General features: G+C 62.8%; 23 protein-coding genes and 2 tRNA genes. 15 read left to right on the plus strand and 10 right to left on the minus strand.

Annotation, left to right across the window (positions count from 1 at the left end; genetic code table 11):
• The first annotated feature begins 54 nt into the window (after positions 1 to 54).
• A complete protein-coding gene (gene pdxA / locus AC07OC_RS19770) occupies positions 55 to 1083 on the plus strand; it encodes a 4-hydroxythreonine-4-phosphate dehydrogenase PdxA (RefSeq protein WP_218293458.1) in 1029 nt (342 codons plus the stop codon).
• 183 nt (positions 1084 to 1266) lie between these two features.
• Here pdxA and mscL read toward each other — a convergent pair whose 3' ends face one another.
• Positions 1267 to 1695: a large conductance mechanosensitive channel protein MscL gene (gene mscL / locus AC07OC_RS19775; RefSeq protein ID WP_218293459.1), complete on the minus strand. Its 429-nt coding sequence runs from the start codon at positions 1693 to 1695 to the stop codon at positions 1267 to 1269.
• 145 nt (positions 1696 to 1840) lie between these two features.
• Between mscL and petA the strand changes: the two genes are divergently transcribed.
• From petA to AC07OC_RS19805, 6 genes are all read left to right on the plus strand, one after another.
• Positions 1841 to 2440: a ubiquinol-cytochrome c reductase iron-sulfur subunit gene (gene petA / locus AC07OC_RS19780; protein ID WP_218293460.1), complete on the plus strand. Its 600-nt coding sequence runs from the start codon at positions 1841 to 1843 to the stop codon at positions 2438 to 2440.
• A gap of 14 nt (positions 2441 to 2454) precedes the next feature.
• A complete protein-coding gene (locus tag AC07OC_RS19785) occupies positions 2455 to 3867 on the plus strand; it encodes a cytochrome b (RefSeq protein ID WP_218293461.1) in 1413 nt (470 codons plus the stop codon).
• 17 nt (positions 3868 to 3884) lie between these two features.
• A complete protein-coding gene (locus tag AC07OC_RS19790; protein ID WP_218293462.1) occupies positions 3885 to 4646 on the plus strand; it encodes a cytochrome c1 in 762 nt (253 codons plus the stop codon).
• 111 nt (positions 4647 to 4757) lie between these two features.
• Entirely contained in the window at positions 4758 to 5369 is a 612-nt protein-coding gene (locus AC07OC_RS19795; RefSeq protein WP_007854512.1) for a glutathione S-transferase N-terminal domain-containing protein, read from the plus strand.
• Between the two features lie 51 nt (positions 5370 to 5420).
• Positions 5421 to 5969: a ClpXP protease specificity-enhancing factor gene (locus tag AC07OC_RS19800; RefSeq protein WP_218340325.1), complete on the plus strand. Its 549-nt coding sequence runs from the start codon at positions 5421 to 5423 to the stop codon at positions 5967 to 5969.
• Between the two features lie 52 nt (positions 5970 to 6021).
• Positions 6022 to 6097 (plus strand) — tRNA-Thr (locus AC07OC_RS19805).
• 45 nt (positions 6098 to 6142) lie between these two features.
• Here the strand turns inward: AC07OC_RS19805 and AC07OC_RS19810 are convergent.
• Positions 6143 to 6442, minus strand: coding sequence for a hypothetical protein (locus AC07OC_RS19810; protein WP_218293464.1), 300 nt, complete (start codon positions 6440 to 6442; stop codon positions 6143 to 6145).
• Between the two features lie 31 nt (positions 6443 to 6473).
• Between AC07OC_RS19810 and AC07OC_RS19815 the strand changes: the two genes are divergently transcribed.
• The 5 genes from AC07OC_RS19815 to AC07OC_RS19835 all read left to right on the plus strand — a co-directional run bounded on the left by AC07OC_RS19815 (position 6474) and on the right by AC07OC_RS19835 (position 13111).
• Positions 6474 to 7457 carry a M23 family metallopeptidase gene (locus tag AC07OC_RS19815; protein WP_370627804.1) on the plus strand — a complete coding sequence of 328 codons (984 nt, stop codon included), beginning with the start codon at positions 6474 to 6476 and terminating at the stop codon, positions 7455 to 7457.
• A 137-nt stretch (positions 7458 to 7594) separates the two neighbouring features.
• Positions 7595 to 10351 carry a preprotein translocase subunit SecA gene (gene secA, locus AC07OC_RS19820; RefSeq protein ID WP_218340323.1) on the plus strand — a complete coding sequence of 919 codons (2757 nt, stop codon included), beginning with the start codon at positions 7595 to 7597 and terminating at the stop codon, positions 10349 to 10351.
• A 145-nt stretch (positions 10352 to 10496) separates the two neighbouring features.
• Positions 10497 to 11726: a bifunctional glutamate N-acetyltransferase/amino-acid acetyltransferase ArgJ gene (argJ, locus tag AC07OC_RS19825; protein ID WP_369641660.1), complete on the plus strand. Its 1230-nt coding sequence runs from the start codon at positions 10497 to 10499 to the stop codon at positions 11724 to 11726.
• A gap of 55 nt (positions 11727 to 11781) precedes the next feature.
• A complete protein-coding gene (locus AC07OC_RS19830; protein WP_218293468.1) occupies positions 11782 to 12654 on the plus strand; it encodes an ATP-binding protein in 873 nt (290 codons plus the stop codon).
• Positions 12632 to 13111 carry an NUDIX domain-containing protein gene (locus AC07OC_RS19835; RefSeq protein ID WP_255591193.1) on the plus strand — a complete coding sequence of 160 codons (480 nt, stop codon included), beginning with the start codon at positions 12632 to 12634 and terminating at the stop codon, positions 13109 to 13111. Before AC07OC_RS19830 ends, AC07OC_RS19835 begins: the two co-directional genes overlap by 23 nt.
• A gap of 90 nt (positions 13112 to 13201) precedes the next feature.
• Here AC07OC_RS19835 and AC07OC_RS19840 read toward each other — a convergent pair whose 3' ends face one another.
• From AC07OC_RS19840 to AC07OC_RS19875, 8 genes are all read right to left on the minus strand, one after another.
• Entirely contained in the window at positions 13202 to 13429 is a 228-nt protein-coding gene (locus tag AC07OC_RS19840) for a DNA gyrase inhibitor YacG (RefSeq protein ID WP_218340322.1), read from the minus strand.
• Between the two features lie 40 nt (positions 13430 to 13469).
• Entirely contained in the window at positions 13470 to 14225 is a 756-nt protein-coding gene (zapD, locus tag AC07OC_RS19845; protein WP_218340321.1) for a cell division protein ZapD, read from the minus strand.
• An 85-nt stretch (positions 14226 to 14310) separates the two neighbouring features.
• On the minus strand, positions 14311 to 14931 hold the full coding sequence (gene coaE, locus AC07OC_RS19850) for a dephospho-CoA kinase (RefSeq protein WP_218340320.1): 621 nt from the start codon (positions 14929 to 14931) through the stop codon (positions 14311 to 14313).
• Between the two features lie 3 nt (positions 14932 to 14934).
• A complete protein-coding gene (locus tag AC07OC_RS19855) occupies positions 14935 to 15813 on the minus strand; it encodes a prepilin peptidase (RefSeq protein WP_218340319.1) in 879 nt (292 codons plus the stop codon).
• The gene (locus AC07OC_RS19860) at positions 15813 to 17033 is read right to left on the minus strand and encodes a type II secretion system F family protein (protein WP_218340318.1); all 1221 of its coding nucleotides are present in this window, start codon (positions 17031 to 17033) and stop codon (positions 15813 to 15815) included. The genes AC07OC_RS19855 and AC07OC_RS19860 overlap by 1 nt, the downstream gene beginning before the upstream one ends.
• Before the next feature lie 18 nt (positions 17034 to 17051).
• Positions 17052 to 18791: a type IV-A pilus assembly ATPase PilB gene (gene pilB / locus AC07OC_RS19865; RefSeq protein WP_218340317.1), complete on the minus strand. Its 1740-nt coding sequence runs from the start codon at positions 18789 to 18791 to the stop codon at positions 17052 to 17054.
• Between the two features lie 128 nt (positions 18792 to 18919).
• Positions 18920 to 18996: transfer RNA gene (locus AC07OC_RS19870), tRNA-Pro, on the minus strand.
• 41 nt (positions 18997 to 19037) lie between these two features.
• A complete protein-coding gene (locus tag AC07OC_RS19875) occupies positions 19038 to 19967 on the minus strand; it encodes a polyprenyl synthetase family protein (RefSeq protein WP_218294407.1) in 930 nt (309 codons plus the stop codon).
• Positions 19968 to 20192: 225 nt separating this feature from the next.
• Here AC07OC_RS19875 and rplU point away from each other — a divergent pair, with 225 nt between their 5' ends.
• From rplU to cgtA, 3 genes are all read left to right on the plus strand, one after another.
• Positions 20193 to 20504 carry a 50S ribosomal protein L21 gene (gene rplU, locus AC07OC_RS19880; RefSeq protein ID WP_010462012.1) on the plus strand — a complete coding sequence of 104 codons (312 nt, stop codon included), beginning with the start codon at positions 20193 to 20195 and terminating at the stop codon, positions 20502 to 20504.
• 15 nt (positions 20505 to 20519) lie between these two features.
• Positions 20520 to 20777, plus strand: coding sequence for a 50S ribosomal protein L27 (rpmA, locus tag AC07OC_RS19885; RefSeq protein WP_008905145.1), 258 nt, complete (start codon positions 20520 to 20522; stop codon positions 20775 to 20777).
• A gap of 172 nt (positions 20778 to 20949) precedes the next feature.
• A complete protein-coding gene (gene cgtA / locus AC07OC_RS19890) occupies positions 20950 to 22020 on the plus strand; it encodes an Obg family GTPase CgtA (RefSeq protein ID WP_218293475.1) in 1071 nt (356 codons plus the stop codon).
• Positions 22021 to 22105 lie beyond the last annotated feature (85 nt).

Below are 22105 nucleotides of genomic sequence, written 5' to 3' on the forward strand. Positions count from 1 at the left end.
TTTGGCGCTTTTCCCTCCGGCGCTGGACGCTGATTCCATTTCCATTCCATCCCCATGACACCACTGGCCATCACCCAAGGCGATCCCGCAGGCATCGGCCCCGAGATCGTCGCCAAGGCCTTCCGCGATGCGCCCCAGGACCTGCAGGGCTGTTTCGTGGTGGGCGACGTCGCCACGCTGCGCCGTGCGGCGCAGGCCATCGTGCGCCCCGGCGTTCCGGCCGTGCCGGTGGCGCAGATCGCGGCGGCGGCGCAGGCCCTGGCGATGCCTCCCCGCTGCATTCCGGTGCTGGCCCTGCCCGGCATCCCGGGACCGCAGCCCTGGGGGCGGATCAGCGCCGAGGCGGGGCGGGCGGCGGCCGACAGCGTGGTCTGGGCCGCGCGGGCAGCGCTCCGGGGCGAGGTGGCGGGCCTGGTGACGGCGCCGCTGCACAAGGAGGCGCTGTCGGCCGCCGGCGTCGCTTTCCCGGGCCATACCGAGCTGCTGCAGGCCGAGGCCGCTGCGCACCAGGGCGTGGCACTGGCGCAGATGCCCGTGCGCATGATGCTCGCCAGCGACGAGCTGCGCACGGTGCTGGTCAGCATCCACGTGTCGCTGCGCGACGCGATCGACGCGGTCACGCCAGGCAATGTGCTGCAGACCCTGCAGATCACGCACGCCGCATTGGCGCGCAGCCTGGGCCGCGCGCCGCGCATGGCGGTGGCGGGGCTCAATCCCCACGCGGGCGAGGGCGGGCTGTTCGGGCGCGAGGAAGTGGAGGTGATTGCACCGGCCATTGCCGCGGCGCGGGCACAGGGCCTGGACGTGCACGGCCCGTTCGCGCCGGACACGGTGTTCATGCGTGCGCGCAGCACACCCGCGCGCGCTGGCGAGTTCGACGTGGTTGTCGCGATGTACCACGACCAGGGCCTCATCCCGGTGAAGTACCTGGGCGTGGACAAGGGCGTGAACGTGACCCTGGGCCTGCCGCTGGTGCGTACCAGCCCCGACCATGGCACGGCGTTCGACATCGCGGGGCAGGGCGTGGCCGACGCCGCGAGCCTCATCGAGGCGGTGCGCATGGCGCGGGCGCTGTGTGAGTGAGTTGCACACCGGCGCTTGGTGGTAAAGCGCTGAGTGCTACTGTTTATATAGCAATCGAGAGAGTGGCACCAAACCAGCGCCACCCGCGAAACCGGCGCACCTCACGGCAGCGCACCCGTGGAGCCGGCTTTGCCAGGCCACCGGGCGCGTCCCCCGTGGGGAGGCGCGCAGCGCCTCAGGGGGCTATCTCTTCAGGCTGTCTCGGATCTCGCGCAGCAGCACGATGTCTTCCGGTGGCGCGGCCGGGGCTTCGGGGGCAGCGGGGGCTTCGCGCTTGAGGCGGTTGATCTGCTTGATCATCATGAAGATGATGAACGCCAGAATGATGAAATTGACGGCCACGGTCAGGAAGTTGCCGTAGGCAAACACCGGCACGCCTGCCTTCTTGAGGGCGTCCAGCGTCATGGCGGTGCCCGGCGGCACCGTGCCCAGCACCACGAACAGGTTGGAAAAATCGAGCTTGCCGAACACCAGCCCGACCACCGGCATGATCAGGTCCGACACGACAGAGTCCACGATCTTGCCGAAGGCCCCCCCAATGATGACGCCCACGGCGAGGTCAATCACATTGCCCTTGACCGCGAACTCCCTGAACTCCTGCATCATCCCCATGTTGTGCTCCTTGTGTGAATGGCGATCCCGGAGTATTGCCCGGAGCGGTGGCCTGTCAAGACAGTCCCTCACTTTGAAATAACCATTTTCACTCCGCTACAATTCGCGGTTGACCCCAATCTAGCGATGTTCATCGAGGATCCCCATGAGTGACACTCCAATCGACTCCAGCAAACGGACGTGGCTGATCGCGTCCGGCTGTGCTGGTGCGGTGGGCGGCGTGGCAACCGCCGTACCTTTCGTGAGTACTTTTCAGCCCTCCGAGCGCGCCAAAGCCGCCGGTGCTGCCGTCGAGGTGGATATTTCCGCCCTCAAGCCCGGAGAAAAAGTCACTGTGGAGTGGCGCGGCAAGCCCGTCTGGATCATCAAGCGTACGCCCGAGCAGCTCGCCGAGCTGCCCAAGCTCGATGGCCAGCTCGCGGATCCCAAGTCTGAACGCAAGCCTTCCGAACTCACGCCCGAGTACGCGCGCAACGAAGCCCGCTCCATCAAGCCGGAAATCTTCGTGGGCGTGGGCATCTGCTCGCACCTGGGCTGCTCGCCCTCCGACAAGTTCCAGCCCGGCGCCCAGCCGTCGCTGCCCGACGACTGGAAGGGCGGTTTCCTGTGCCCCTGCCACGGCTCCACGTTCGACATGGCCGGCCGCGTCTTCAAGAACAAGCCCGCACCCGACAACCTCGAAGTGCCCCCCCACATGTACCTTACCGAGACGCGCCTGCTGATCGGTGAAGACAAGAAGGCTTGAAGGAGCACGACGACATGGCTGAATTCAAGGAAATCTCTCCCAACGCCTCGGCGGGCGCCAAGGTCACGAACTGGTTCGAGAACCGCTTCCCGACCGCTTTCGACGCCTACAAGGTGCACATGTCGGAGTACTACGCTCCGAAGAACTTCAACTTTTGGTACATCTTCGGCTCGCTGGCGCTGGTCGTGCTGGTGATCCAGATCGTGACCGGCATCTTCCTGGTCATGCACTACAAGCCCGATGCCAGCCTGGCGTTCGCGTCGGTCGAGTACATCATGCGCGACGTGCCCTGGGGCTGGCTGATCCGCTACATGCACTCCACGGGCGCGTCGGCGTTCTTCGTGGTGGTGTACCTGCACATGTTCCGTGGCCTCATCTACGGCAGCTACCGCAAGCCGCGCGAGCTGGTCTGGATCTTCGGCTGCGCCATCTTCCTGTGCCTGATGGCGGAAGCCTTCATGGGCTACCTGCTGCCCTGGGGCCAGATGTCGTACTGGGGCGCCCAGGTGATCGTGAACCTGTTCGCGGCCATCCCTTTCATCGGTCCTGACCTCGCGCTGCTGATTCGTGGCGACTACGTGGTGGGCGACGCCACGCTGAACCGCTTCTTCAGCTTCCACGTGATCGCCGTGCCGCTGGTGCTGCTCGGCCTGGTGGTGGCGCACTTGCTGGCGCTGCACGATGTGGGTTCCAACAATCCCGACGGCGTGGAAATCAAGGGCCCCAAGGCGCCCAAGGATGCCAATGGCAAGCCGCTCGACGGCGTGCCTTTCCATCCCTACTACACGGTGCATGACATCTTTGCCTTGTCCATGTTCCTGATGGCCTTCACGGCGGTGGTGTTCTTCGCGCCCGAGTTCGGCGGCTACTTCCTCGAGTACAACAACTTCATCCCCGCGGATCCGCTCAAGACGCCCGCGCACATCGCGCCGGTCTGGTACTTCACGCCGTTCTATTCGATGCTGCGTGCGATCACCACCGAAATGATGTACGTGCTGGTCCTGTGCGTGGTGGCCGGTGCGGGCTTTGGCGTGCTCAAGGCGAAGCTGCCCAGCTTCATCAAGGTGGGCATCGCGGGTGCGGCTGTGGTCGTGATCGCGATGATGCTGTCCATCGACGCCAAGTTCTGGGGCGTGGTGGTGATGGGCGGTGCCGTGGTCATCCTGTTCTTCCTGCCCTGGCTGGACCACAGCCCGGTCAAGTCGATCCGCTACCGTCCGGACTGGCACAAGTACCTGTATGGCGTCTTCGTGATCATCTTCCTGATCCTGGGCTACCTGGGCGTGCAGCCCCCGTCTCCCATCGGCGAACGCGTATCGCAAGTGGGCACGCTGTTCTACTTCGGCTTCTTCCTGCTGATGCCCTGGTGGAGCCGCATTGGCGAGGCCAAGGCAGTGCCCGACCGCGTGACCTTTGTGGCGCACTGAGCCTGGAGACAACAACAATGAAGAAACTCATCCTCACGCTGATCGCCGCGGTGGGCCTAGCGGCCGGTGCCGCCCACGCCTCGGGTGGTGACACCATCGCCTGGGACAAGGCGCCCAACAAGACCAACGACCTGGCCTCCCTGCAAAACGGCGCCAAGGTATTCGTCAACTACTGCCTGAGCTGCCATTCGGCTGCCTTCATGCGCTTCAACCGCCTGCGCGACATCGGCCTGACCGAGCAGCAGATCAAGGACAACCTGCTGTTCACGACCGACAAGGTCGGCGAGACCATGAAGGCGTCCATCGATCCCAAGCAGGCCAAGGAATGGTTCGGCGCCAACCCGCCGGACCTGACCGTGATCGCGCGTTCGCGCGCCGGCCACGGCGGCACGGGTGCCGACTACCTCTACACCTTCCTGCGCACGTTCTACCGCGACGACACCAAGGCCACCGGCTGGAACAACCTGGCTTTCCCGAGCGTGGGCATGCCCCATGTGTTGTGGGAAATGCAGGGCGACCGCCGCCCCGTGTTCGAAGAGCACGAGAGCCATGGCCACAAGACCCAGGTGTTCAAGGGCTGGGAGCAGGTCAAGCCAGGCACGATGACCCCGCTGCAGTTCGACCAGACCGTGGGCGACCTCGTGAACTACCTGCAGTGGATGGGTGAGCCCGCCCAGAACACCCGCGTGCGCGTGGGGGTGTGGGTGCTGATCTTCCTCGGTTTCTTCACCATCATCGCCTGGAGGCTGAACGCAGCCTTCTGGAAGGATGTGAAGTAAGCAGCACGAGCCGTAGATCCATGAGAAGGCGCCCTTCGGGGTGCCGCCGGATTGTTTGCAGAGTGGGCGCTTTTGGCGTCCCACTCTTTTGATTTTTAGGAGCCTCCCACCATGATGGTGCTTTATTCGGGTACGACCTGTCCCTTCTCCCACCGCTGCCGCTTCGTCCTGTTCGAAAAAGGCATGGACTTTGAAATCCGCGATGTGGACCTGTACAACAAGCCCGAAGACATCAGCGTGATGAACCCGTACGGCCAGGTGCCCATCCTGGTCGAGCGCGACCTGATCCTGTACGAGTCGAACATCATCAATGAGTACATCGACGAGCGCTTCCCACACCCCCAGCTGATGCCCGGCGACCCGGTCGACCGCGCCCGCGTGCGCCTGTTCCTGCTCAACTTCGAGAAGGAACTGTTCGTGCACGTGAACATCCTGGAGTCGCGCGCCACCAAGGGCAACGAAAAGGCGCTGGAAAAGGCGCGCGCCCACATCCGCGACCGTCTCACGCAGCTGGCCCCCGTGTTCCTCAAGAACAAGTACATGCTGGGCGACAACTTCTCCATGCTGGACGTGGCGATTGCCCCGTTGCTGTGGCGCCTGGACTACTACGGCATCGACCTGTCCAAGAACGCGGCGCCGCTGCTCAAGTACGCCGAGCGCATCTTCTCGCGCCCTGCCTACATCGAAGCGCTGACGCCGTCCGAAAAGGTCATGCGCAAGTAATCTGCGGCCTGCCCAATTTCTCTTCATCTACCGCAGCAGCCACCCATCTTCATGACCGCACAGGAATCCACCTCCACGCGCCCGTACCTCATTCGTGCCCTGTACGAGTGGTGCACCGACAACGGGCTCACGCCCTATGTGGCCGTGCGCGTGGACGATTCCGTGCAAGTGCCGCGCGAGTACGTGAAGGATGGCGAGATCGTCCTGAACATCAGCTTTGACGCGACGAGCGCCTTGCAGCTGGGCAACGATTTCATCGAGTTCAAGGCCCGCTTCGGCGGCAAGCCGCGCGAGATCCTGGTGCCCGTGGGCCGGGTCATCGCCATCTATGCCCGTGAAAACGGCCAGGGCATGGCGTTTCCTCCCCCGGTGGATGTGCTCGCTGGTAGCAGCGGTGCGGGCCCGGCGGCGCCAGCGCTGCCGGAGGCATTGCCATCGGCGCAGGATGTGGTGGCGGCCGGGGCTGTGCCTGCTCCCGAGGACCGCGTGGTCCAACTGGTGCCCTCCGACGATGGCAAGAAGGACGGCGACGGCGGCGACGCGCCGCGGCCTCCCCCGGCAGCGGGTGGTGCCCGGCCTTCTCTCAAGCGGGTCAAATAACGGCCCCAGCATTTTTTTGAGGCTGCTTTTTCCACTATAAAATGCAGCCTTCGCCGGTTTAGCTCAGTTGGTAGAGCACCCGCCTTGTAAGCGGTAGGTCGTCAGTTCGATTCCGACAACCGGCACCATGTCCCTGGTGTCTCCCACGCATTCCCCGATCCTGGCGCAGGCCGTCAGGTTTGAACTTTCAGGCGAATCGCGTTAACCTCCCACCCCCGGCTGCGCAAATGCGCCTGCAGAGCAGGCAGCAGCTGGCGTATTTTTGCCGCTGCGGCATTGCTCTTGACGAGCAGGCACCAGGAGTCCCCATCGATGGGCCCCGCCTGGACCGTGGGACGCAGCGCCGCAGGAATCAGCATTTCAATGGCCTTGAGCCGATCACTGGAATCGCGTGTCAACGCTGTGAGCTTGGCCAGCGTGGGAGAGTCCTCGCTGGCCTGCTGCAGGCTGACGGCGTAGTGGCGGCGGTTCATGGTGTGCGTCTTCGGGCGTGGAGAATTCGTAGTGCATCTGATTATCACGGACGCCAGGCTGGCGCGCAGCCGGGCCATTCACCTGTCGGGCACGCGCCTGCTGCTGGCCGGGCTGGCGGTGTCGCTGTGCCTCATGCTGGTGGCTGCGACGCTCTACCACTGGGTTTTCCTCAAGGGCGCGCGCGAAGGCTGGCCGATCGTGGGTTCGCTGGTCCGGCTGGTCGTGAAGGACGAGTTTGCCGAGCGGGACCGGTTCATGCGCGCCAACCTGGATGCGATGGCCCGCCGCGTCGGCGAGATGCAGGCCCGCATGGTGCAGCTGGAATCGCTGGGCGACCGCGTCCTGGGCCTGGCGGGCATGGCGCCCTCCGATATCCAGAAATCGGATGCCCGGGGGGGCGTGCTCGTGAGCGCGCGCAATCTGTCGATGGAGGAGCTGCAGTCCACGCTCGATGAGCTGGAGCGCCTGACCAACCAGCGGGTGGACCTGATGACGGTGCTCGAATCGCGCCTATTCGACCAGCACATCCGAAAGAAGATGATTCCCACCCATGCGCCGGTGACCGGCCGCGTGCCCGGCTCGTCCTTTGGCTGGCGGGTGGACCCGATCACGGGCCAGTCGGCGCTGCACACGGGGCTCGACTTCCAGGCCGATACGGGTACGCCCATCCTGGCCGCTGCCGGTGGCGTGGTGGTGACGCAGGAATACCACCCCGCCTACGGCAACATGATCGAGGTGGACCACGGCAACCAGCTGGTCACGCGCTACGCCCACGCATCGCGCACCCTGGTCAAGCAGGGGGACATCGTGCGCCGTGGCCAGAAGATCGCGGAGGTGGGGACCACGGGGCGTTCCACGGGCCCCCATCTGCATTTCGAGGTGCTGGTGCAGGGTGTTTTCCAGGACCCGCAGAAGTTTCTGAGCGCGGGCGGCGCGGGCCCCGCGGCGCAGGTTGCGGCGGTCCAGCCCCGCGCATCGCCCGGCCAGCCGGCCGTGCCCGCAGCGGGCAGGTAAAATCGCGGGTCCGGTGTTCAGGCCCGGGATTGCAAGGAGCTTGCAATCCATGGCGATGGACCCACCTGAACTCAATTCATCTTAGGGATTTCGGTCGCTTGGCGCGCTGATTGCAGCGGGCAAGCGGTCCTGTTCGCATGGCCACCAACTTCCTCACCAAACTATTCGGCAGCCGCAATGACCGGCTCCTCAAGCAGTACCGCAAGACGGTGACCCGCATCAATGCGATGGAGCCCGACTACGAAAAGCTGTCGGACGAGCAGCTTCGCGCCAAGACGCAGGAGTTCAAGGACCGTGTAGCCAAGGGCGAGTCGCTGGACGATATCCTCCCGGAGGCTTTCGCGGTGGTCCGCGAGGGCTCCAAGCGCATCATGAAGATGCGCCACTTCGATGTGCAATTGCTGGGCGGCATGGCGCTGCACTTTGGCAAGATTTCCGAAATGCGCACGGGTGAGGGCAAGACCCTCACCGCGACCTTGCCGGTGTACCTCAATGCCTTGTCGGGCAAGGGCGTGCATGTGGTGACCGTGAACGACTACCTGGCCAACCGCGACGCGCAATGGATGGGCCGGCTGTACAACTTCCTGGGCCTCACGGTGGGCATCAACCTGCCCAACATGCCGCGCGAGCAAAAGCAGGAAGCCTACCGCGCCGACATCACCTACGGCACGAACAACGAATACGGCTTTGACTACCTGCGCGACAACATGGTCTATGAAGCACAGGACCGCGTGCAGCAGGGCCTGAACTTCGCCATCGTCGACGAGGTGGACTCGATCCTGATCGACGAGGCGCGCACGCCCCTGATCATCAGTGGCCAGGCCGAAGACCACACGGCCATGTATATCGCCATGAACAAGGTGGTGCCGCTGCTGGTGCGCCAGGAAGGCGAAGCCGATCCGCGCACGGGCGAGGGCGTGACCAAGCCGGGCGACTTCACGCTGGACGAAAAGACCCACCAGGTGTTCCTGACCGAGCAGGGTCACGAGAGCGCCGAGCGCATCCTGGCCAGCCACGGCCTGATCGCCGAGGGCGCCTCGGTGTACGACCCGGCCAACATCACGCTGATGCACCACCTGTATGCAGCGCTCCGGGCCAACCACCTGTACCACCGCGACCAGCACTACGTGGTGCAGAACGGCGAGATCGTGATCGTGGATGAGTTCACCGGCCGCCTGATGTCGGGCCGCCGCTGGAGCGAAGGCCTGCACCAGGCCGTCGAGGCCAAGGAAGGCGTGAACATCCAGGCCGAGAACCAGACGCTGGCCTCCATCACGTTCCAGAACTACTTCCGCCTGTACAACAAGCTCGCGGGCATGACCGGCACGGCCGACACCGAGGCCTACGAGTTCCAGGAGATCTACGGTCTGGAAACGACCGTGATCCCGCCGAACCGCCCGAGTCGCCGTGACGACCAGCTCGACCGCGTGTACAAGACCACGCGCGAGAAGTACGAAGCGGCCATCAAGGACATCCGCGAATGCCATGAGCGCGGCCAGCCGGTGCTGGTGGGCACCACGTCGATCGAGAACTCCGAGATCATCGACCAGCTCCTGAACAAGGAAGGCCTGCCGCACCAGGTGCTCAACGCCAAGCAGCACGCCCGTGAGGCCGATATCGTGGCCCAGGCCGGCCGCGAGGGCATGATCACCATCGCCACCAACATGGCGGGCCGTGGTACCGACATCGTGCTGGGCGGCAACATCGAAAAGGACGTGGCGGCTATCGAAGCCGATGAAAGCCTGTCCGAAGCCGACCGCGCCGCCAAGGTCAGCGCCTTGCGTGAGCAGTGGAAGATCGACCACGAGAAGGTCAAGGCACTGGGCGGCCTGCGCATCATCGCCACCGAGCGCCACGAATCACGCCGCATCGACAACCAGCTGCGTGGCCGCTCGGGCCGCCAGGGCGACCCCGGTTCCTCGCGCTTTTACCTGAGCCTGGACGATTCGCTGATGCGCATCTTCGCGGGCGACCGCGTCAAGGCGATCATGGACCGCCTGAAGATGCCCGATGGCGAGGCCATCGAGGCCGGCATCGTGACGCGCAGCATCGAATCGGCCCAGCGCAAGGTCGAGGCCCGCAACTTCGACATCCGCAAGCAATTGCTGGAATACGACGACGTGGCCAATGACCAGCGCAAGGTGATCTACCAGCAGCGCAATGACATCCTGGACGCATCCGACCTGTCGGACGTGATCGCCGCGATGCGCGAAGACTGCATGACCGACCTGGTGCGCCAGTACGTGCCGGCCGAGTCGGTGGAAGAACAATGGGACCTCGCGGCGCTGGAGAAGGCGCTGGTGGACGAATGGCAGGTGTCCATTGCCCTGCAGCAGCAGGTGCAGGGTGCCAGCGCCATCACCGACGACGAGATCCTGGACAAGGTTCTGGCGGCCGCCCATGCCTCCTTTGACGGCAAGGTGGAGCAGGTCGGGCGCGAGAACTTCACCCAGTTCGAGCGCATGGTGCTGCTGCAGAGCTTTGACTCCAACTGGCGCGACCATCTGAGCGCGCTGGACTACCTGCGCCAGGGCATCCACCTGCGCGGGTACGCGCAAAAGCAGCCCAAGCAGGAGTACAAGCGGGAGGCGTTCGAGCTGTTCCGCCAGCTGATCGACCAGGTCAAGAACGAGGTCACCAAGATCCTCATGACCGTGCAGGTGCAGTCGCAGGCCCAGCTCGACCAGGCTGCGCAGGACATGGAAAGCCGCGGCGAGAGCATTGCCAACGTGACCTATACCGCCCCCACCGAAACGGGGGAGGTGGAGACCACCGCGGGCGCGCAGCCCGGCGACGGCCTGAACCTGCCCGAAGGCATGCGCGTGGGCCGCAACGACCCCTGCCCTTGTGGCAGCGGCAAGAAGTACAAGCAGTGCCACGGCAAGCTGGCCTGAGGCCCCGGGGCACCGCCCCCGCGTGCAGGCGTTGAAACCACGCCTGTGGATTTACATGACACGGGCTTCGGCCCGTGTTTTCATTGGCAGGCCACGGTTTTCCGGATAATCGGCCGCAGTTTTTATCAGAAAGGCCCTGTCTCCCATGCCTGTCAATCTTGTCGCCCCCGTGGCCGCCGATCTGCACCCGATCGCCGGCGTCCGCATTGGTGTTGCCGAAGCCGGTGTCCGCAAGGCCCATCGCAAGGACCTCACCGTGTTCCTGCTGGACGAGGGCGCCAGCGTGGCGGGCGTGTTCACGCAGAACCGTTTTTGCGCCGCACCGGTGCAGATCAGCCGCGACCACCTTGCCGCCGGCCAGGCGATCCGTGCGATGGTGGTCAACACCGGCAATGCCAATGCGGGCACGGGGGCCGATGGCCTGGCGCGTGCGCGGGCCACCTGCGGCGCGCTCGCGCGCCAGCTCGGCGTGGCGCCCGAGCAGATCCTGCCGTTCTCCACCGGCGTGATCATGGAACCCCTGCCCAGCGACCGCATCGAGGCCGGCCTGCCCGCCGCGATTGCTGACGCGCAGTCCGGCCATTGGGCCCGTGCGGCGGAAGGCATCATGACCACCGACACGCTGCCCAAGGCGTTCTCCGCGCAGGTGCAGATTGGCGGCGCCACGGTGTCCATCACCGGCATCAGCAAGGGCGCCGGCATGATCCGGCCCAATATGGCCACCATGCTCGGCTTCATGGCCACGGACGCCTGTGTGGCCCCGGCCGTGATGCAGCAGCTGGCCCGCGAACTGGCCGATGGCTCTTTCAACCGGGTCACGATCGACGGCGACACATCGACCAACGACTCGTTCGTGGTGGTGGCCACCAACAAGGCCGCGCATGCGCCCATCGCTTCCCTGGCCAGCGCCGAGGGCCAGGCCCTGAAGGCAGCCATGCTGGCGGTGTCGCAAAAGCTCGCCCAGGCCATCGTGCGCGATGGCGAGGGAGCCACCAAGTTCATCACCGTCCGGGTGGAAGGTGGCAAGACGGGTGACGAATGCCGCAAGGTGGCGTACGCCATCGCCCATTCGCCCCTGGTCAAGACAGCGTTCTATGCCAGCGACCCGAACCTGGGCCGTATCCTCGCGGCCGTGGGGTATGCCGGTATCGATGATCTGGACCAGACCGGCATCGACCTGTACCTGGACGATGTGCATGTGGCGGTCAAGGGCGGCCGCAATCCGGCCTACCGCGAGGAGGATGGGCAGCGCGTGATGAAGCAAAGCGAGATCACCGTGCGTGTCCTGCTGGGCCGGGGCAGCGTGTCCGACACGGTGTGGACGTGTGATTTCAGCCACGAATACGTAACCATCAATGCGGACTACCGTTCGTGAGTGACTCCTGATTTGATAGCTGCTAGCGCTTTATTCACAAGCGCTGAAGGCGAAAATGAACGAAAAATTTGAACACCTGATCGAGCGGGCCGAGCAACTGATCGCCCGCATTGAATCCGTGCTGCCCCAGCCGCTGGGCGCGCCCGACTGGTCGGGCTCGATTGCCTGGCGCTACCGCAAGCGCAGCAGCGGCCACGGCACCCTGGAACCCGTGCGCCATGTCGCCGGCATGCAGCTGTCGGACCTCAAGGAAATCGACGGGCAGAAGGAGAGGATCGCGCGCAACACGGAGCAGTTCGTGCAGGGCAAGCCCGCCAACAACGTGTTGCTGACCGGCGCCCGCGGCACCGGCAAGTCCTCGCTCATCAAGGCCTGCCTCAATGCCTATGCGGGGCGGGGCCTGCGCCTGATCGAAGTGGACAAGGCCGACCTTGTCGACCTGCCCGACATCGTGGACGTGGTGTCCGACCGGCCAGAGAAATTCGTCGTGTTCTGCGATGACCTGAGCTTTGAGGAGGGCGAGCCGGGCTACAAGGCCCTGAAGTCGATCCTCGACGGTTCGGTGGCGGCGGCCACGCCGAATGTGCTGATCTATGCGACGAGCAACCGGCGCCACCTGCTGCCTGAGTACATGGCGGAAAACCTCACCTACACCCACACCGAGGATGGCGAAGTGCACCCCGGCGAAGTGGTGGAAGAGAAGATTTCGCTGTCGGAGCGGTTCGGCCTGTGGGTGAGCTTCTACCCCTTCAGCCAGGAGGAGTACCTGACCATCGTGGCCCAATGGCTGTCCTCCCTGGGGGTGTCCGGGGCCGCGATCACGGCCGCGCGGCCCGAGGCACTCGTCTGGGCGCTGGAGCGCGGCTCGCGCAGCGGCCGCGTGGCCTACCAGTTCGCGCGCGACTATGCGGGACGGCACAGTGGCTGATTCCGCAACCACGCCCCTGGTTCCCGCCCCGCAAGCCAGCCGAAAGCACACGGAGGTCGCGGTGGGCATCCTGCTGCGCGCCGATGGCGCCATGCTGTTGTCCACCCGCCCGCCGGGCAAGCCCTATGCCGGGTACTGGGAGTTCCCGGGCGGCAAGCTGGAGGCGGGCGAAACCGTGGAGCAGGCACTGCGCCGCGAATTGATCGAGGAGCTGGGCGTGACCATTGGGGCGGCCAGCGTATGGAAAGTCACCGAGCACGACTACCCGCATGCCCTGGTGCGCCTGCACTGGTGCAAGGTGTGGGAATGGTCGGGACAGTTCGAGATGCGTGAAGGGCAGGCCATGCAATGGCAGCAGATTCCGCTGACGGTATCGCCTGTCTTGCCAGGTGCCTACCCGGTGCTGCAGTGGCTTGCGCAGGAGCGGGGCGTGGAGTTTTCGCCACCACCTCCGTAGACCGCTATTGAATTAATAGCTATTTGCGCTTGCAGATAGGGCGCTGGGCGGCGATTTCCCTGAAGATGCGGGCTGGCCTGCCAGCCGGGGTCAGTGTTGCTGGCGTGGATCGCCGTACTGCGCATCGGTGGGCGGGGCCTCTGCGGGCATCCGGAAATCCTCGCTTGCCCAGGCACCGAGGTCGACCTGCTTGCAGCGCTCGCTGCAGAACGGGCGGTAGGCATTGGCAGGGCTGTAGACGCTGTCTCCACCGCAGGTGGGGCAGGTCACGGTGCGGGCGGCGGTTGCCGCATCGGGGCGGGGGGCGGGAGCGGCCATGTCTCGTCGTCGTCCTCAAATCACGACCCAGCGCCGAGCCTCAGGCGCACAGGGTCAGTTCAAACGCAGCGTCCTCGCTGCAGGCGTGCAGGCGTCCATCGCCCTCCAGCCGCATGAGCCGCACCGAGACGATGAGGCGGTTGCCGCTGATTTCGGGAATCAGGTCCAGGGCGGGATCGATGCGCAGGCGCAGCAACTGGAACGTGCGGCCCTGCGGCAGATTCTGCTGGAACTGGCCTCGCTCGGCAGCCACCTTCTGGGGCACGCCGGAATCGCGCAGCAGCTTGAGCAGCACGTAGATGGATTCAGCGAGGGGGGCCAGTGTGGACGCCCATTCCTCGAGCGCCTGCTGCCGCACGGCGGGCGCATGGTGCTGCCATGCGTAGTAGGCGGGCAGGTCAAAGCCGCAGGTACCCCCTGGAATGCCGACCCGGCTGCGGATGCTCATCAGCCAGTCGTTTTCCGTGAGCGAGTGGCCCGACTTGCCGGACTGGGTATTGAGCGCGGTGAAACAGCGGTCCAGCTGGGCGATGATCGCATCCAGCGCCGCTTCGGAGATCGAGGGATTGCCCCGGTAGCTGTCGAGCTGGTGCTTGTGCTTCTCGATGTCCTTGAGCACGTCCGACTTCAGGTCGGCCCGCGCTGCGACGTCCATGATCTCGAAGATCGTGACCAGCGCGAAGTGATGATCGAGCGCGTGGGAGCGGGGTATCAATTCCCCCAACCGGCGAAACAACTGCTCAAGCCGCAGATAGGTTCTGAGACGCTCGTTAAAGGGATATTCGTAAAGGATCACGCTGGCGGGTTCCTGGAGGCTCAGGGGGTATTCTGACGCCGGTGGCGCACGGCATGGAGTGAAAGCACAAACGGTTTCGTTCGCATCATAGCCCGAACAGCGCCGCTGCCTGCCGGGTTTGCGCGTGCAGGTTCTCCAGCGTGCAATCCCTGCCATTGGCAATCACGGCATCTGCGACGGCCCGCCGGGCCGGGCGGCTGGCTTGCGACGCAATGATGCCCAGCACCACCTCCCGTGTCAGGCCGTTGCGCTGCATGACGCGTTCGATCTGCGTTTCAGCAGAGCAATCGACCACCAGCACCGCGTCCAGCCTGCGGGCCCAACGATCGGATTCCGCCAGCAGCGGAATATCGAACACGATCAGCGCATGGCCCTCGTGCGCCGCCTGCTCGGCCTTCAAATTGCCGTGAAGGGTGACGAGCGGGTGCACGATCCCTTCGAGCTGGGCCCGTGCCTCTGGCCGGCTGAAGGCCAGCGCACGCATGCGGCCCCGGTCCAGCGCCCCGCTGGCATCCACGAAGCCGCTGCCGAAAGTCGCGCGGATGGCCTCCATGGCCGCTCCGTGCGGGCCTGTGACCTCGCGGGCGATCTGGTCCGCGTCGATCAGGCTGGCGCCCAGGGAGGCCAGCACATGGCCCACCGTGCTCTTGCCGCTGCCAATGCCACCGGTCAGGCCCAGACGCAAGGGATGCTTGCGTGGATTCATCGTTCAAAGGCCCAGGAGTTTCAGCACCGTGTCCAGAATGGCGTGGGGCCCGAACACCATCGCCGTGAATCCCGCCCCGACAAGAAAGGGGCCGAAGGGGATGTAGCCGCCTTCACGCAGGCTGCTGAAGATTTTCATCGCGATGCCGATGACGGCGCCGATCACCGAGGACATCAGAATGATGGGTACGAGGGCCTGCCAGCCGAACCAGGCCCCCAGCGCGGCAAACAGCTTGAAATCCCCATAACCCATGCCTTCCTTGCCGGTGGCGAGCTTGAACCCCCAGTAGACCAGCCAAAGCGAAAGATAGCCCGCCACGGCGCCGAACACCGAGGCGTGCAGCGGTACTGCGATCCACTGCAGGGCAGACGACAAAAGGCCGGCCCACAGCAGCGGCAGGGTGATGTCGTCGGGCAGGAGGGTGGTGTCCCAGTCGATGAATGCCAGTGCCACCAGGGCCACCGAGAAACCACACCATGCAATCCCCGTGGCCGTGGCACCCCAGCGCTGGATGCAAAAGAAGAACAGGGCACCGGTCGCCATCTCGATCAGAGGGTATCGGAGCGAGATCCGCGCCTTGCAGGCCGAGCAGCGGCCCCGCAGAAAGAGATAGCTGACGACAGGAATGTTCTCGTACCACTGCACCAAGTGCCCGCAGGACGGGCAGCGAGAGCGGGGGACCATGAGATTGAACCGCTCTGGCTCGGGATGCGCCGGGCTGGTATCAGCTTGTGCGGCCGGCGCCTGCATCGCCTGAACCTCTTCTGCCCACCTGCGCTCCATCATCTTGGGCAGCCGGTAAATGACCACATTGAGAAAACTGCCGATCAGAAGCCCCAATACCGCGCCCCAACTCGCATTCCACCAAGTCTCCATCTCCATCACACGACTTGGCCAAGCTTGAAGATGGGGAGGTACATCGAGACCACGATCCCGCCAATCAGCGTTCCCAGGAAGACGATGATGATGGGTTCCATGAGGCTCGACAGACCTGCCACCATTTCATCCACTTCTGCCTCGTAAAAATCGGCAGCCTTGCCCAGCATGTGGTCGATGGAGCCGGATTCCTCGCCAATGGCACACATCTGAAGCACCATGGACGGGAAAATATTGGCATTGCCCATGGCTGCGGTAAGGCTCGTGCCGGTGGAGACTTCCTGCTGGATCTTTTCGGTCGCCATCGAATATACGGAATTGCCAGAGGCACCACCCACCGAGTCGAGAGCTTCGACCAGAGGCACGCCAGCTGCAAACATAGTTGATAGTGTCCGAGTCCAGCGTGCCACACAGGACTTCTCAACCAATGCGCCAAAGATTGGGACCTTCAATAGAATTCGGTCCATAAACATTTGCATTTTTTCATTTCTTCTCCATGCTTGCATGAAAAAGAAAACACCACCACCAATAATACCAAATATCAACCACCACCACTTTACAAATACTTCGCTAATCCCCATTACAAACAATGTAGGGGCTGGAAGGTCTGCTCCAAATGAAGTAAAGACTTCCTTGAATGCGGGAATGACAAAAATCATGATCACAGTGACGACGACAAAAGCGACAATGACCACTGAGATGGGATACATCAACGCCGATTTGATTTTTGACTTGATGGCCTCTGTTTTCTCCATGTAAGTGGCCAATCGGTCTAGCAGGGCCTCTAGAATACCTGCAGCTTCCCCGGCCTCAACCAGATTGCAGTAGAGACTGTCGAAATACATCGGATGTTTGCGGAATGCCGCATTCAGCGACGTACCTGTTTCCACATCAGAGCGGATGTCATTCAGCAGCTTGGTAACGCTTGCATTGGTATTGCCTCGCCCCACAATGTCAAATGATTGGAGGAGAGGTACCCCAGCTTTCATCATGGTTGCAAGCTGCCGAGTGAACAGAGCAATGTCCTTGGGCTTGATCTTCTTGCCCGACCGCATGCGCCTTTTCTTGATCTTCGTCGGGAAAACACCCTGGCGGCGCAGGGTGGCTTGCACTTGGTTTTCCCCGGAAGCGCGCACCTCGCCGCGCACGATTTTCCCGTGCCGGTCCTTGCCTTCCCACTCGAAAACAAATTCCTTGATATCCCGTGATGATGCAGCAGTTGCCATGCTGGTCCCTCTAACCCGTTATTCGTTGGTGACGGCAAGCACTTCTTCCAGCGAAGTGAAACCTAATCTTGCTTTGTGCAGGCCGGATTCGCGCAGTGAGCGAACACCTTCCGCTCGTGCCTGCTCGGCGATCTCAAGCGCGCTTCCATCTCGCAATATGATGCGCTGGATGTCTTCCGAGATTGGCATCACCTGATATATGCCGACCCGGCCCTTGTAGCCATTGTTGCAGGCCGAACAGCCTACAGGACGGTAGGTCACCCAGCTTCCGTCGATGTCCTCATCCTTGTAACCCGCTTCGAGAAGGGATTCGTGCGGTATATCAGCCGGCACCTTGCACACCGGGCAAAGCCTGCGTGCAAGGCGTTGCGCGGTAATAAGAATCACGCTGGACGCGATATTGAATGGGGCAATCCCCATATTGCGCATCCGGGTCAGGGTCGTGGGGGCATCGTTGGTGTGCAGGGTCGACAAAACCAGGTGACCCGTCTGCGCTGCCTTGATGGAAATATCTGCGGTCTCCAGATCGCGAATTTCACCGACCATGATGATGTCGGGATCCTGCCGCAGAAAGGATTTCAGGGCCACGGCAAAAGTCAACCCCGCTTTTTCATTGACGTTGACTTGATTGACCCCGGGCAGGTTGATTTCCGACGGGTCTTCCGCGGTCGCAATGTTCACGCCCGGCTTGTTCAGAAGATTCAGGCAGGTATATAGCGACACGGTCTTGCCGGAACCTGTCGGGCCCGTGACCAGAATCATTCCATAGGGGCGTCCTATGGCCTCCAGCAGCCGCTCTTTTTCCTGGGGCTCGTAGCCCAACGCATCAATCCCAAGCTTGGCACTGCTCGGGTCCAGGATACGAATAACGATTTTTTCCCCAAACAGGGTGGGGAGGGTGCTCACACGGAAGTCGATCACCCTGTCCGGGCCCACCTTCAATTTCATGCGTCCGTCTTGCGGGACTCGCTTTTCAGAAATATCCAGACGGGAGATCACCTTGATGCGAGATGCGAGCTTGTCCTTGATCGCGATGGGCGGAGACGCGATTTCCCGTAGTTCTCCATCGATCCGGAATCTCACCCGATACTGGTGTTCGTAGGGTTCAAAATGCAGGTCCGAGGCGCGCATATTGAATGCGTCGAGCAGCATCTTGTGGAGAAACTTGACGATGGGCGCATCTTCCACATCGCCGGCGCCTGCATCGTTGTTGTCGGGTGCTTCTTCTATGGCTACATCGTCGAAATCAAAGTCGCCTCCACCGCTCACCAGGGTGTCCATCGATTCACTGGCAGATTTCGTGGTGGACTCTACCAGCCGGCTGAGCTTGTCATATTCGGCAATAATCCAATCCACTCCCATCTGGGTCGTGAATTTGATTTTCTCGGCGGCTTCCTGGTCGGTGGGGTCGGCAGTCGCGACGATCAGGCGATTATTGCGTTTGCTGAGGACAACGACCCGGTACGCCTGGCATATTTTGGGATCGAGAAGCTCTTTGGGCAGTCGAAGCGGATCAATCGCTTCCAGATCCAGCAAGGGCGCACCAAACACGGCTGAAACGGTGTGCGCCAAATCGGCAGCCGACACGGCACCAGATCCCGTCAATTCCGCAATAAAACTGGTGCGGCTGATTTGTGATTTTTTGTAAATGTCCTCTGCCGACTTTTGGGTCAACTTGCCGGCGGACATCAACGCCCTGCCCAATCCGGGAAGGGCCACTGCAGAGGCTTCTTTGGGGGCAGTATCAACAGCGGCCATGTAACCGGTAATGTGTTAGGTGTGGAAAAGAATCCATCCTATCATCACCGATCAGCCACAAGCTGTACAGCCGTCGATATTGGCAACAGCACCACAGAACCGGCGCTTTTGTTGAAAATGCGGTCTTGTGGTCGGGGTGAGAGGATTCGAACCTCCGGCCTCTACGTCCCGAACGTAGCGCTCTACCAGGCTAAGCTACACCCCGTTGTGTGCGATTGCACTCGAAAGTGGATGCAATGGGGCATCTCAGTTGCGTCGTGCAAGCAATTGCGCGGCCAATTCTAGCAAACCTGCTGAATAGGCATTGGCGGGTAATTGCTCGGCCGCGGCCATGGCGCGGCGGGCCTCGCCGAAGGCCGCCGCCCGGGTGATGTCCAGTGCGCCGGTGTCGCGGACAATCTGCACGATCTCGGCCAATTGGTCGGTGGAGCCCTGTTCAATGGCGTGGCGCACGGTCTGCGCCTGGCTCTGCGTTCCGCGTTCCATGGCGGCGATCAGGGGCAGGGTGGACTTGCCTTCCCGAAGATCGTCTCCCAGATTTTTGCCCATTTCCACTGCGTCGCCGTCGTAGTCGAGAACGTCGTCAATGATCTGGAAGGCGGTTCCCAGTGCCTGGCCGTAGGTTGCGCAGGCCTCTTCGACATCGGGCGGGCTGCCCGCCAGCACCGCGCCAAGGCGGGCACTGGCTTCAAACAGCTTGGCGGTCTTGGACCGGATGACACGCAGGTAGCCTGCTTCGTCCAGCGATGCATCGTGCATGTTCATGAGCTGCAGCACTTCCCCCTCGGCGATCACATTGGTGGCTTCCGAGAGTATTTCCATGATGCGCATGCTGCCCGCCTCGACCATCATCTGGAAGGAGCGGGTGTGCAGGAAATCGCCGACGAGCACGCTGGCAGGGTTGCCAAAGGTTTCGTTGGCGGTGGGGCGGCCGCGGCGCAGGGTGGAGGCATCCACGACATCGTCGTGCAGCAGGGTGGCGGTGTGGATCAGCTCCACGACGGCCGCGAGACTGTGGCGCTGCGCGCCTCGGTAGTCCAGGGCTCCGCACACCATGAGCAAAAGCGCGGGCCGCAGGCGCTTGCCGCCGGCGGCAATGATGTATTGGGATATCTGCGCGACCAGGGGAACGCTGGAAGTCAGGCGCTGACCGATGACCTTGTCGACCTCGTGCATGTCTTGTGCAACGAGCAGGAGGGGCGATGCGGCGGGGGCGGTGTGGTCAGTCAAGATGGTGGTCGCAGAAAGAGACCGGATTATAGGAAGCCCTGAAGGCGCCCCGGCGCGTTGCGCGAGGCCGCCGCTCGGCCGGCATGCGGGGGCTGGCGCTGCTCGGATCGATGCGCTATACTCTTGGGCTCTGCGGAAATTCGTCTGCAGAACTCATATCAAGAGGTCAACATGTACGCGGTCATAAAAACCGGCGGCAAGCAGTATCGCGTTGCTTCCGGCGAAAAAATTAAAGTAGAACAGATTGCTGCGGACGTAGGCCAGGAAATTGTGATCGATCAGGTTTTGGCAGTCGGCAACGGCGCTGAACTCAAGATCGGTACGCCCCTGGTGTCCGGCGCAACCGTGAAAGCCACTGTCGTGGCCCACGGCAAGCACGACAAGGTGCACATCTTCAAGATGCGCCGTCGCAAGCACTATCAAAAACGCCAAGGCCATCGCCAGCAGTTCACTGAGCTGCAAATCGGTGCGATTGCTGCTTAATCGAAGGAGCTAGTCATGGCACAGAAAAAAGGCGGCGGCTCTACGCGAAACGGGCGCGACTCCAAGCCAAAGATGCTGGGTGTCAAGGCGTTCGGTGGTGAACTGATCAGCGCTGGCTCGATCATCGTGCGCCAACGCGGCACGCGTTTCCACCCCGGCAACAATGTCGGCGTGGGCAAGGATCACACCTTGTTCGCCCTGGTGGACGGCCACGTGTCGTTCGGCACCAAGGGTGCGTTGTCCAAGTCCACGGTCAATGTGACTCCTGCCTGAGGTTCATTCCTCCGGTAGCCATCGAAGCCCCGCTTTGCCGGGGCTTTGTTGTTTGGTCTGTACGATGGCGCGTTCAAGCCATTCGCAGACAGCGCCTCCGAGGCGTTCCGCTGCTCCGACCTGCCGGGTAACCTGCCGTCGGTGCCGCGCCCTTTTGTAAACTGGATATCCCATGAAGTTCGTCGATGAAGCCTTTATTGACATTGCCGCAGGCGATGGTGGCAATGGCTGCGTGTCTTTCCGGCATGAAAAGTACAAGGAGTTCGGCGGTCCCAACGGGGGCGACGGTGGGCGCGGCGGGCATGTGTTCGCGGTGGCGGATCCGAATCTGAACACCCTGGTGGATTTTCGCTACTCTCGGCGCCATGAGGCCAAGCGCGGGGAGCATGGCATGGGATCGGACATGTTCGGTGCCGCTGGCACCGACATCACCCTCAAGATGCCCGTGGGCACCATCATCACCGACGCTGAAACAGGCGAAGTGCTGTACGAGCTGCTCAACCCGGGCGAGGTCATCACCATCGCCAAGGGCGGGGATGGTGGTTTTGGCAACATGCGCTTCAAGAGCGCCATCAACCGCGCGCCCCGCCAGAAGACGCCGGGTTGGCCCGGCGAGAAGAAGAACCTGAAACTGGAGCTGAAGGTGCTGGCCGACGTGGGCCTGCTGGGCATGCCCAATGCGGGCAAATCGACCTTCATCACGGCGGTGTCCAACGCCCGCCCCAAGATCGCGGACTACCCGTTCACCACGCTGCACCCCAACCTGGGCGTCGTGCGCGTGGGCCCTGAGCAGAGTTTTGTGGTGGCCGATATTCCCGGGCTGATCGAAGGCGCTTCGGAAGGTGCAGGCCTCGGGCACCAGTTCCTGCGCCACCTGCAGCGCACCCGCCTGCTGCTGCACATTGTCGATCTGGCGCCCTTCGATGATGCGGTGGATCCGGTGGCCCAGGCCAAGGCCATCGTGAACGAGCTCAAGAAATACGACCAGCAGCTGTACAACAAGCCGCGCTGGCTGGTGTTGAACAAGCTGGACATGGTGCCCACCGAAGAGCGGGAAACGCGGGTGAAGGACTTCGTCAAGCGCTTCAAGTGGAAAGGGCCCGTCTTCGAGATTTCTGCCCTCACGCGCGAAGGCTGCGAGCCGCTGATCCATGCCATCTTCCGCCACGTGCAGTCCGAGCAGCGGGTGGAGAACGAGCCGGTGGAGGTGGATCCCCGCTTTGCCGGAGATGCTCCGGCCTGATCCGCCGAAAGCCTTTCTGGTTTGAGTGCTATATTTTTAATAGCTATCGGCGCTTGATGGACAGGCGCTAGTGGCCAAAAACACT

It is taken from the genome of Acidovorax sp. GW821-FHT10E04, assembly GCF_059415185.1.

What these genes read in the sequence shown, in the direction of transcription:
- pdxA (WP_218293458.1), top strand. Translation starts at nt 55, where the DNA reads ATGACACCACTGGCCATCACCCAAGGCGATCCCGCAGGCATCGGCCCC.
- mscL (WP_218293459.1), bottom strand. Translation starts at nt 1,695, where the DNA reads ATGGGGATGATGCAGGAGTTCAGGGAGTTCGCGGTCAAGGGCAATGTG.
- petA (WP_218293460.1), top strand. Translation starts at nt 1,841, where the DNA reads ATGAGTGACACTCCAATCGACTCCAGCAAACGGACGTGGCTGATCGCG.
- AC07OC_RS19785 (WP_218293461.1), top strand. Translation starts at nt 2,455, where the DNA reads ATGGCTGAATTCAAGGAAATCTCTCCCAACGCCTCGGCGGGCGCCAAG.
- AC07OC_RS19790 (WP_218293462.1), top strand. Translation starts at nt 3,885, where the DNA reads ATGAAGAAACTCATCCTCACGCTGATCGCCGCGGTGGGCCTAGCGGCC.
- AC07OC_RS19795 (WP_007854512.1), top strand. Translation starts at nt 4,758, where the DNA reads ATGATGGTGCTTTATTCGGGTACGACCTGTCCCTTCTCCCACCGCTGC.
- AC07OC_RS19800 (WP_218340325.1), top strand. Translation starts at nt 5,421, where the DNA reads ATGACCGCACAGGAATCCACCTCCACGCGCCCGTACCTCATTCGTGCC.
- AC07OC_RS19810 (WP_218293464.1), bottom strand. Translation starts at nt 6,442, where the DNA reads ATGAACCGCCGCCACTACGCCGTCAGCCTGCAGCAGGCCAGCGAGGAC.
- secA (WP_218340323.1), top strand. Translation starts at nt 7,595, where the DNA reads ATGGCCACCAACTTCCTCACCAAACTATTCGGCAGCCGCAATGACCGG.
- argJ (WP_369641660.1), top strand. Translation starts at nt 10,497, where the DNA reads ATGCCTGTCAATCTTGTCGCCCCCGTGGCCGCCGATCTGCACCCGATC.
- AC07OC_RS19830 (WP_218293468.1), top strand. Translation starts at nt 11,782, where the DNA reads ATGAACGAAAAATTTGAACACCTGATCGAGCGGGCCGAGCAACTGATC.
- AC07OC_RS19835 (WP_255591193.1), top strand. Translation starts at nt 12,632, where the DNA reads ATGCGGGACGGCACAGTGGCTGATTCCGCAACCACGCCCCTGGTTCCC.
- AC07OC_RS19840 (WP_218340322.1), bottom strand. Translation starts at nt 13,429, where the DNA reads ATGGCCGCTCCCGCCCCCCGCCCCGATGCGGCAACCGCCGCCCGCACC.
- coaE (WP_218340320.1), bottom strand. Translation starts at nt 14,931, where the DNA reads ATGAATCCACGCAAGCATCCCTTGCGTCTGGGCCTGACCGGTGGCATT.
- AC07OC_RS19855 (WP_218340319.1), bottom strand. Translation starts at nt 15,813, where the DNA reads ATGGAGATGGAGACTTGGTGGAATGCGAGTTGGGGCGCGGTATTGGGG.
- AC07OC_RS19860 (WP_218340318.1), bottom strand. Translation starts at nt 17,033, where the DNA reads ATGGCAACTGCTGCATCATCACGGGATATCAAGGAATTTGTTTTCGAG.
- pilB (WP_218340317.1), bottom strand. Translation starts at nt 18,791, where the DNA reads ATGGCCGCTGTTGATACTGCCCCCAAAGAAGCCTCTGCAGTGGCCCTT.
- AC07OC_RS19875 (WP_218294407.1), bottom strand. Translation starts at nt 19,967, where the DNA reads ATGCACGAGGTCGACAAGGTCATCGGTCAGCGCCTGACTTCCAGCGTT.
- rplU (WP_010462012.1), top strand. Translation starts at nt 20,193, where the DNA reads ATGTACGCGGTCATAAAAACCGGCGGCAAGCAGTATCGCGTTGCTTCC.
- rpmA (WP_008905145.1), top strand. Translation starts at nt 20,520, where the DNA reads ATGGCACAGAAAAAAGGCGGCGGCTCTACGCGAAACGGGCGCGACTCC.
- cgtA (WP_218293475.1), top strand. Translation starts at nt 20,950, where the DNA reads ATGAAGTTCGTCGATGAAGCCTTTATTGACATTGCCGCAGGCGATGGT.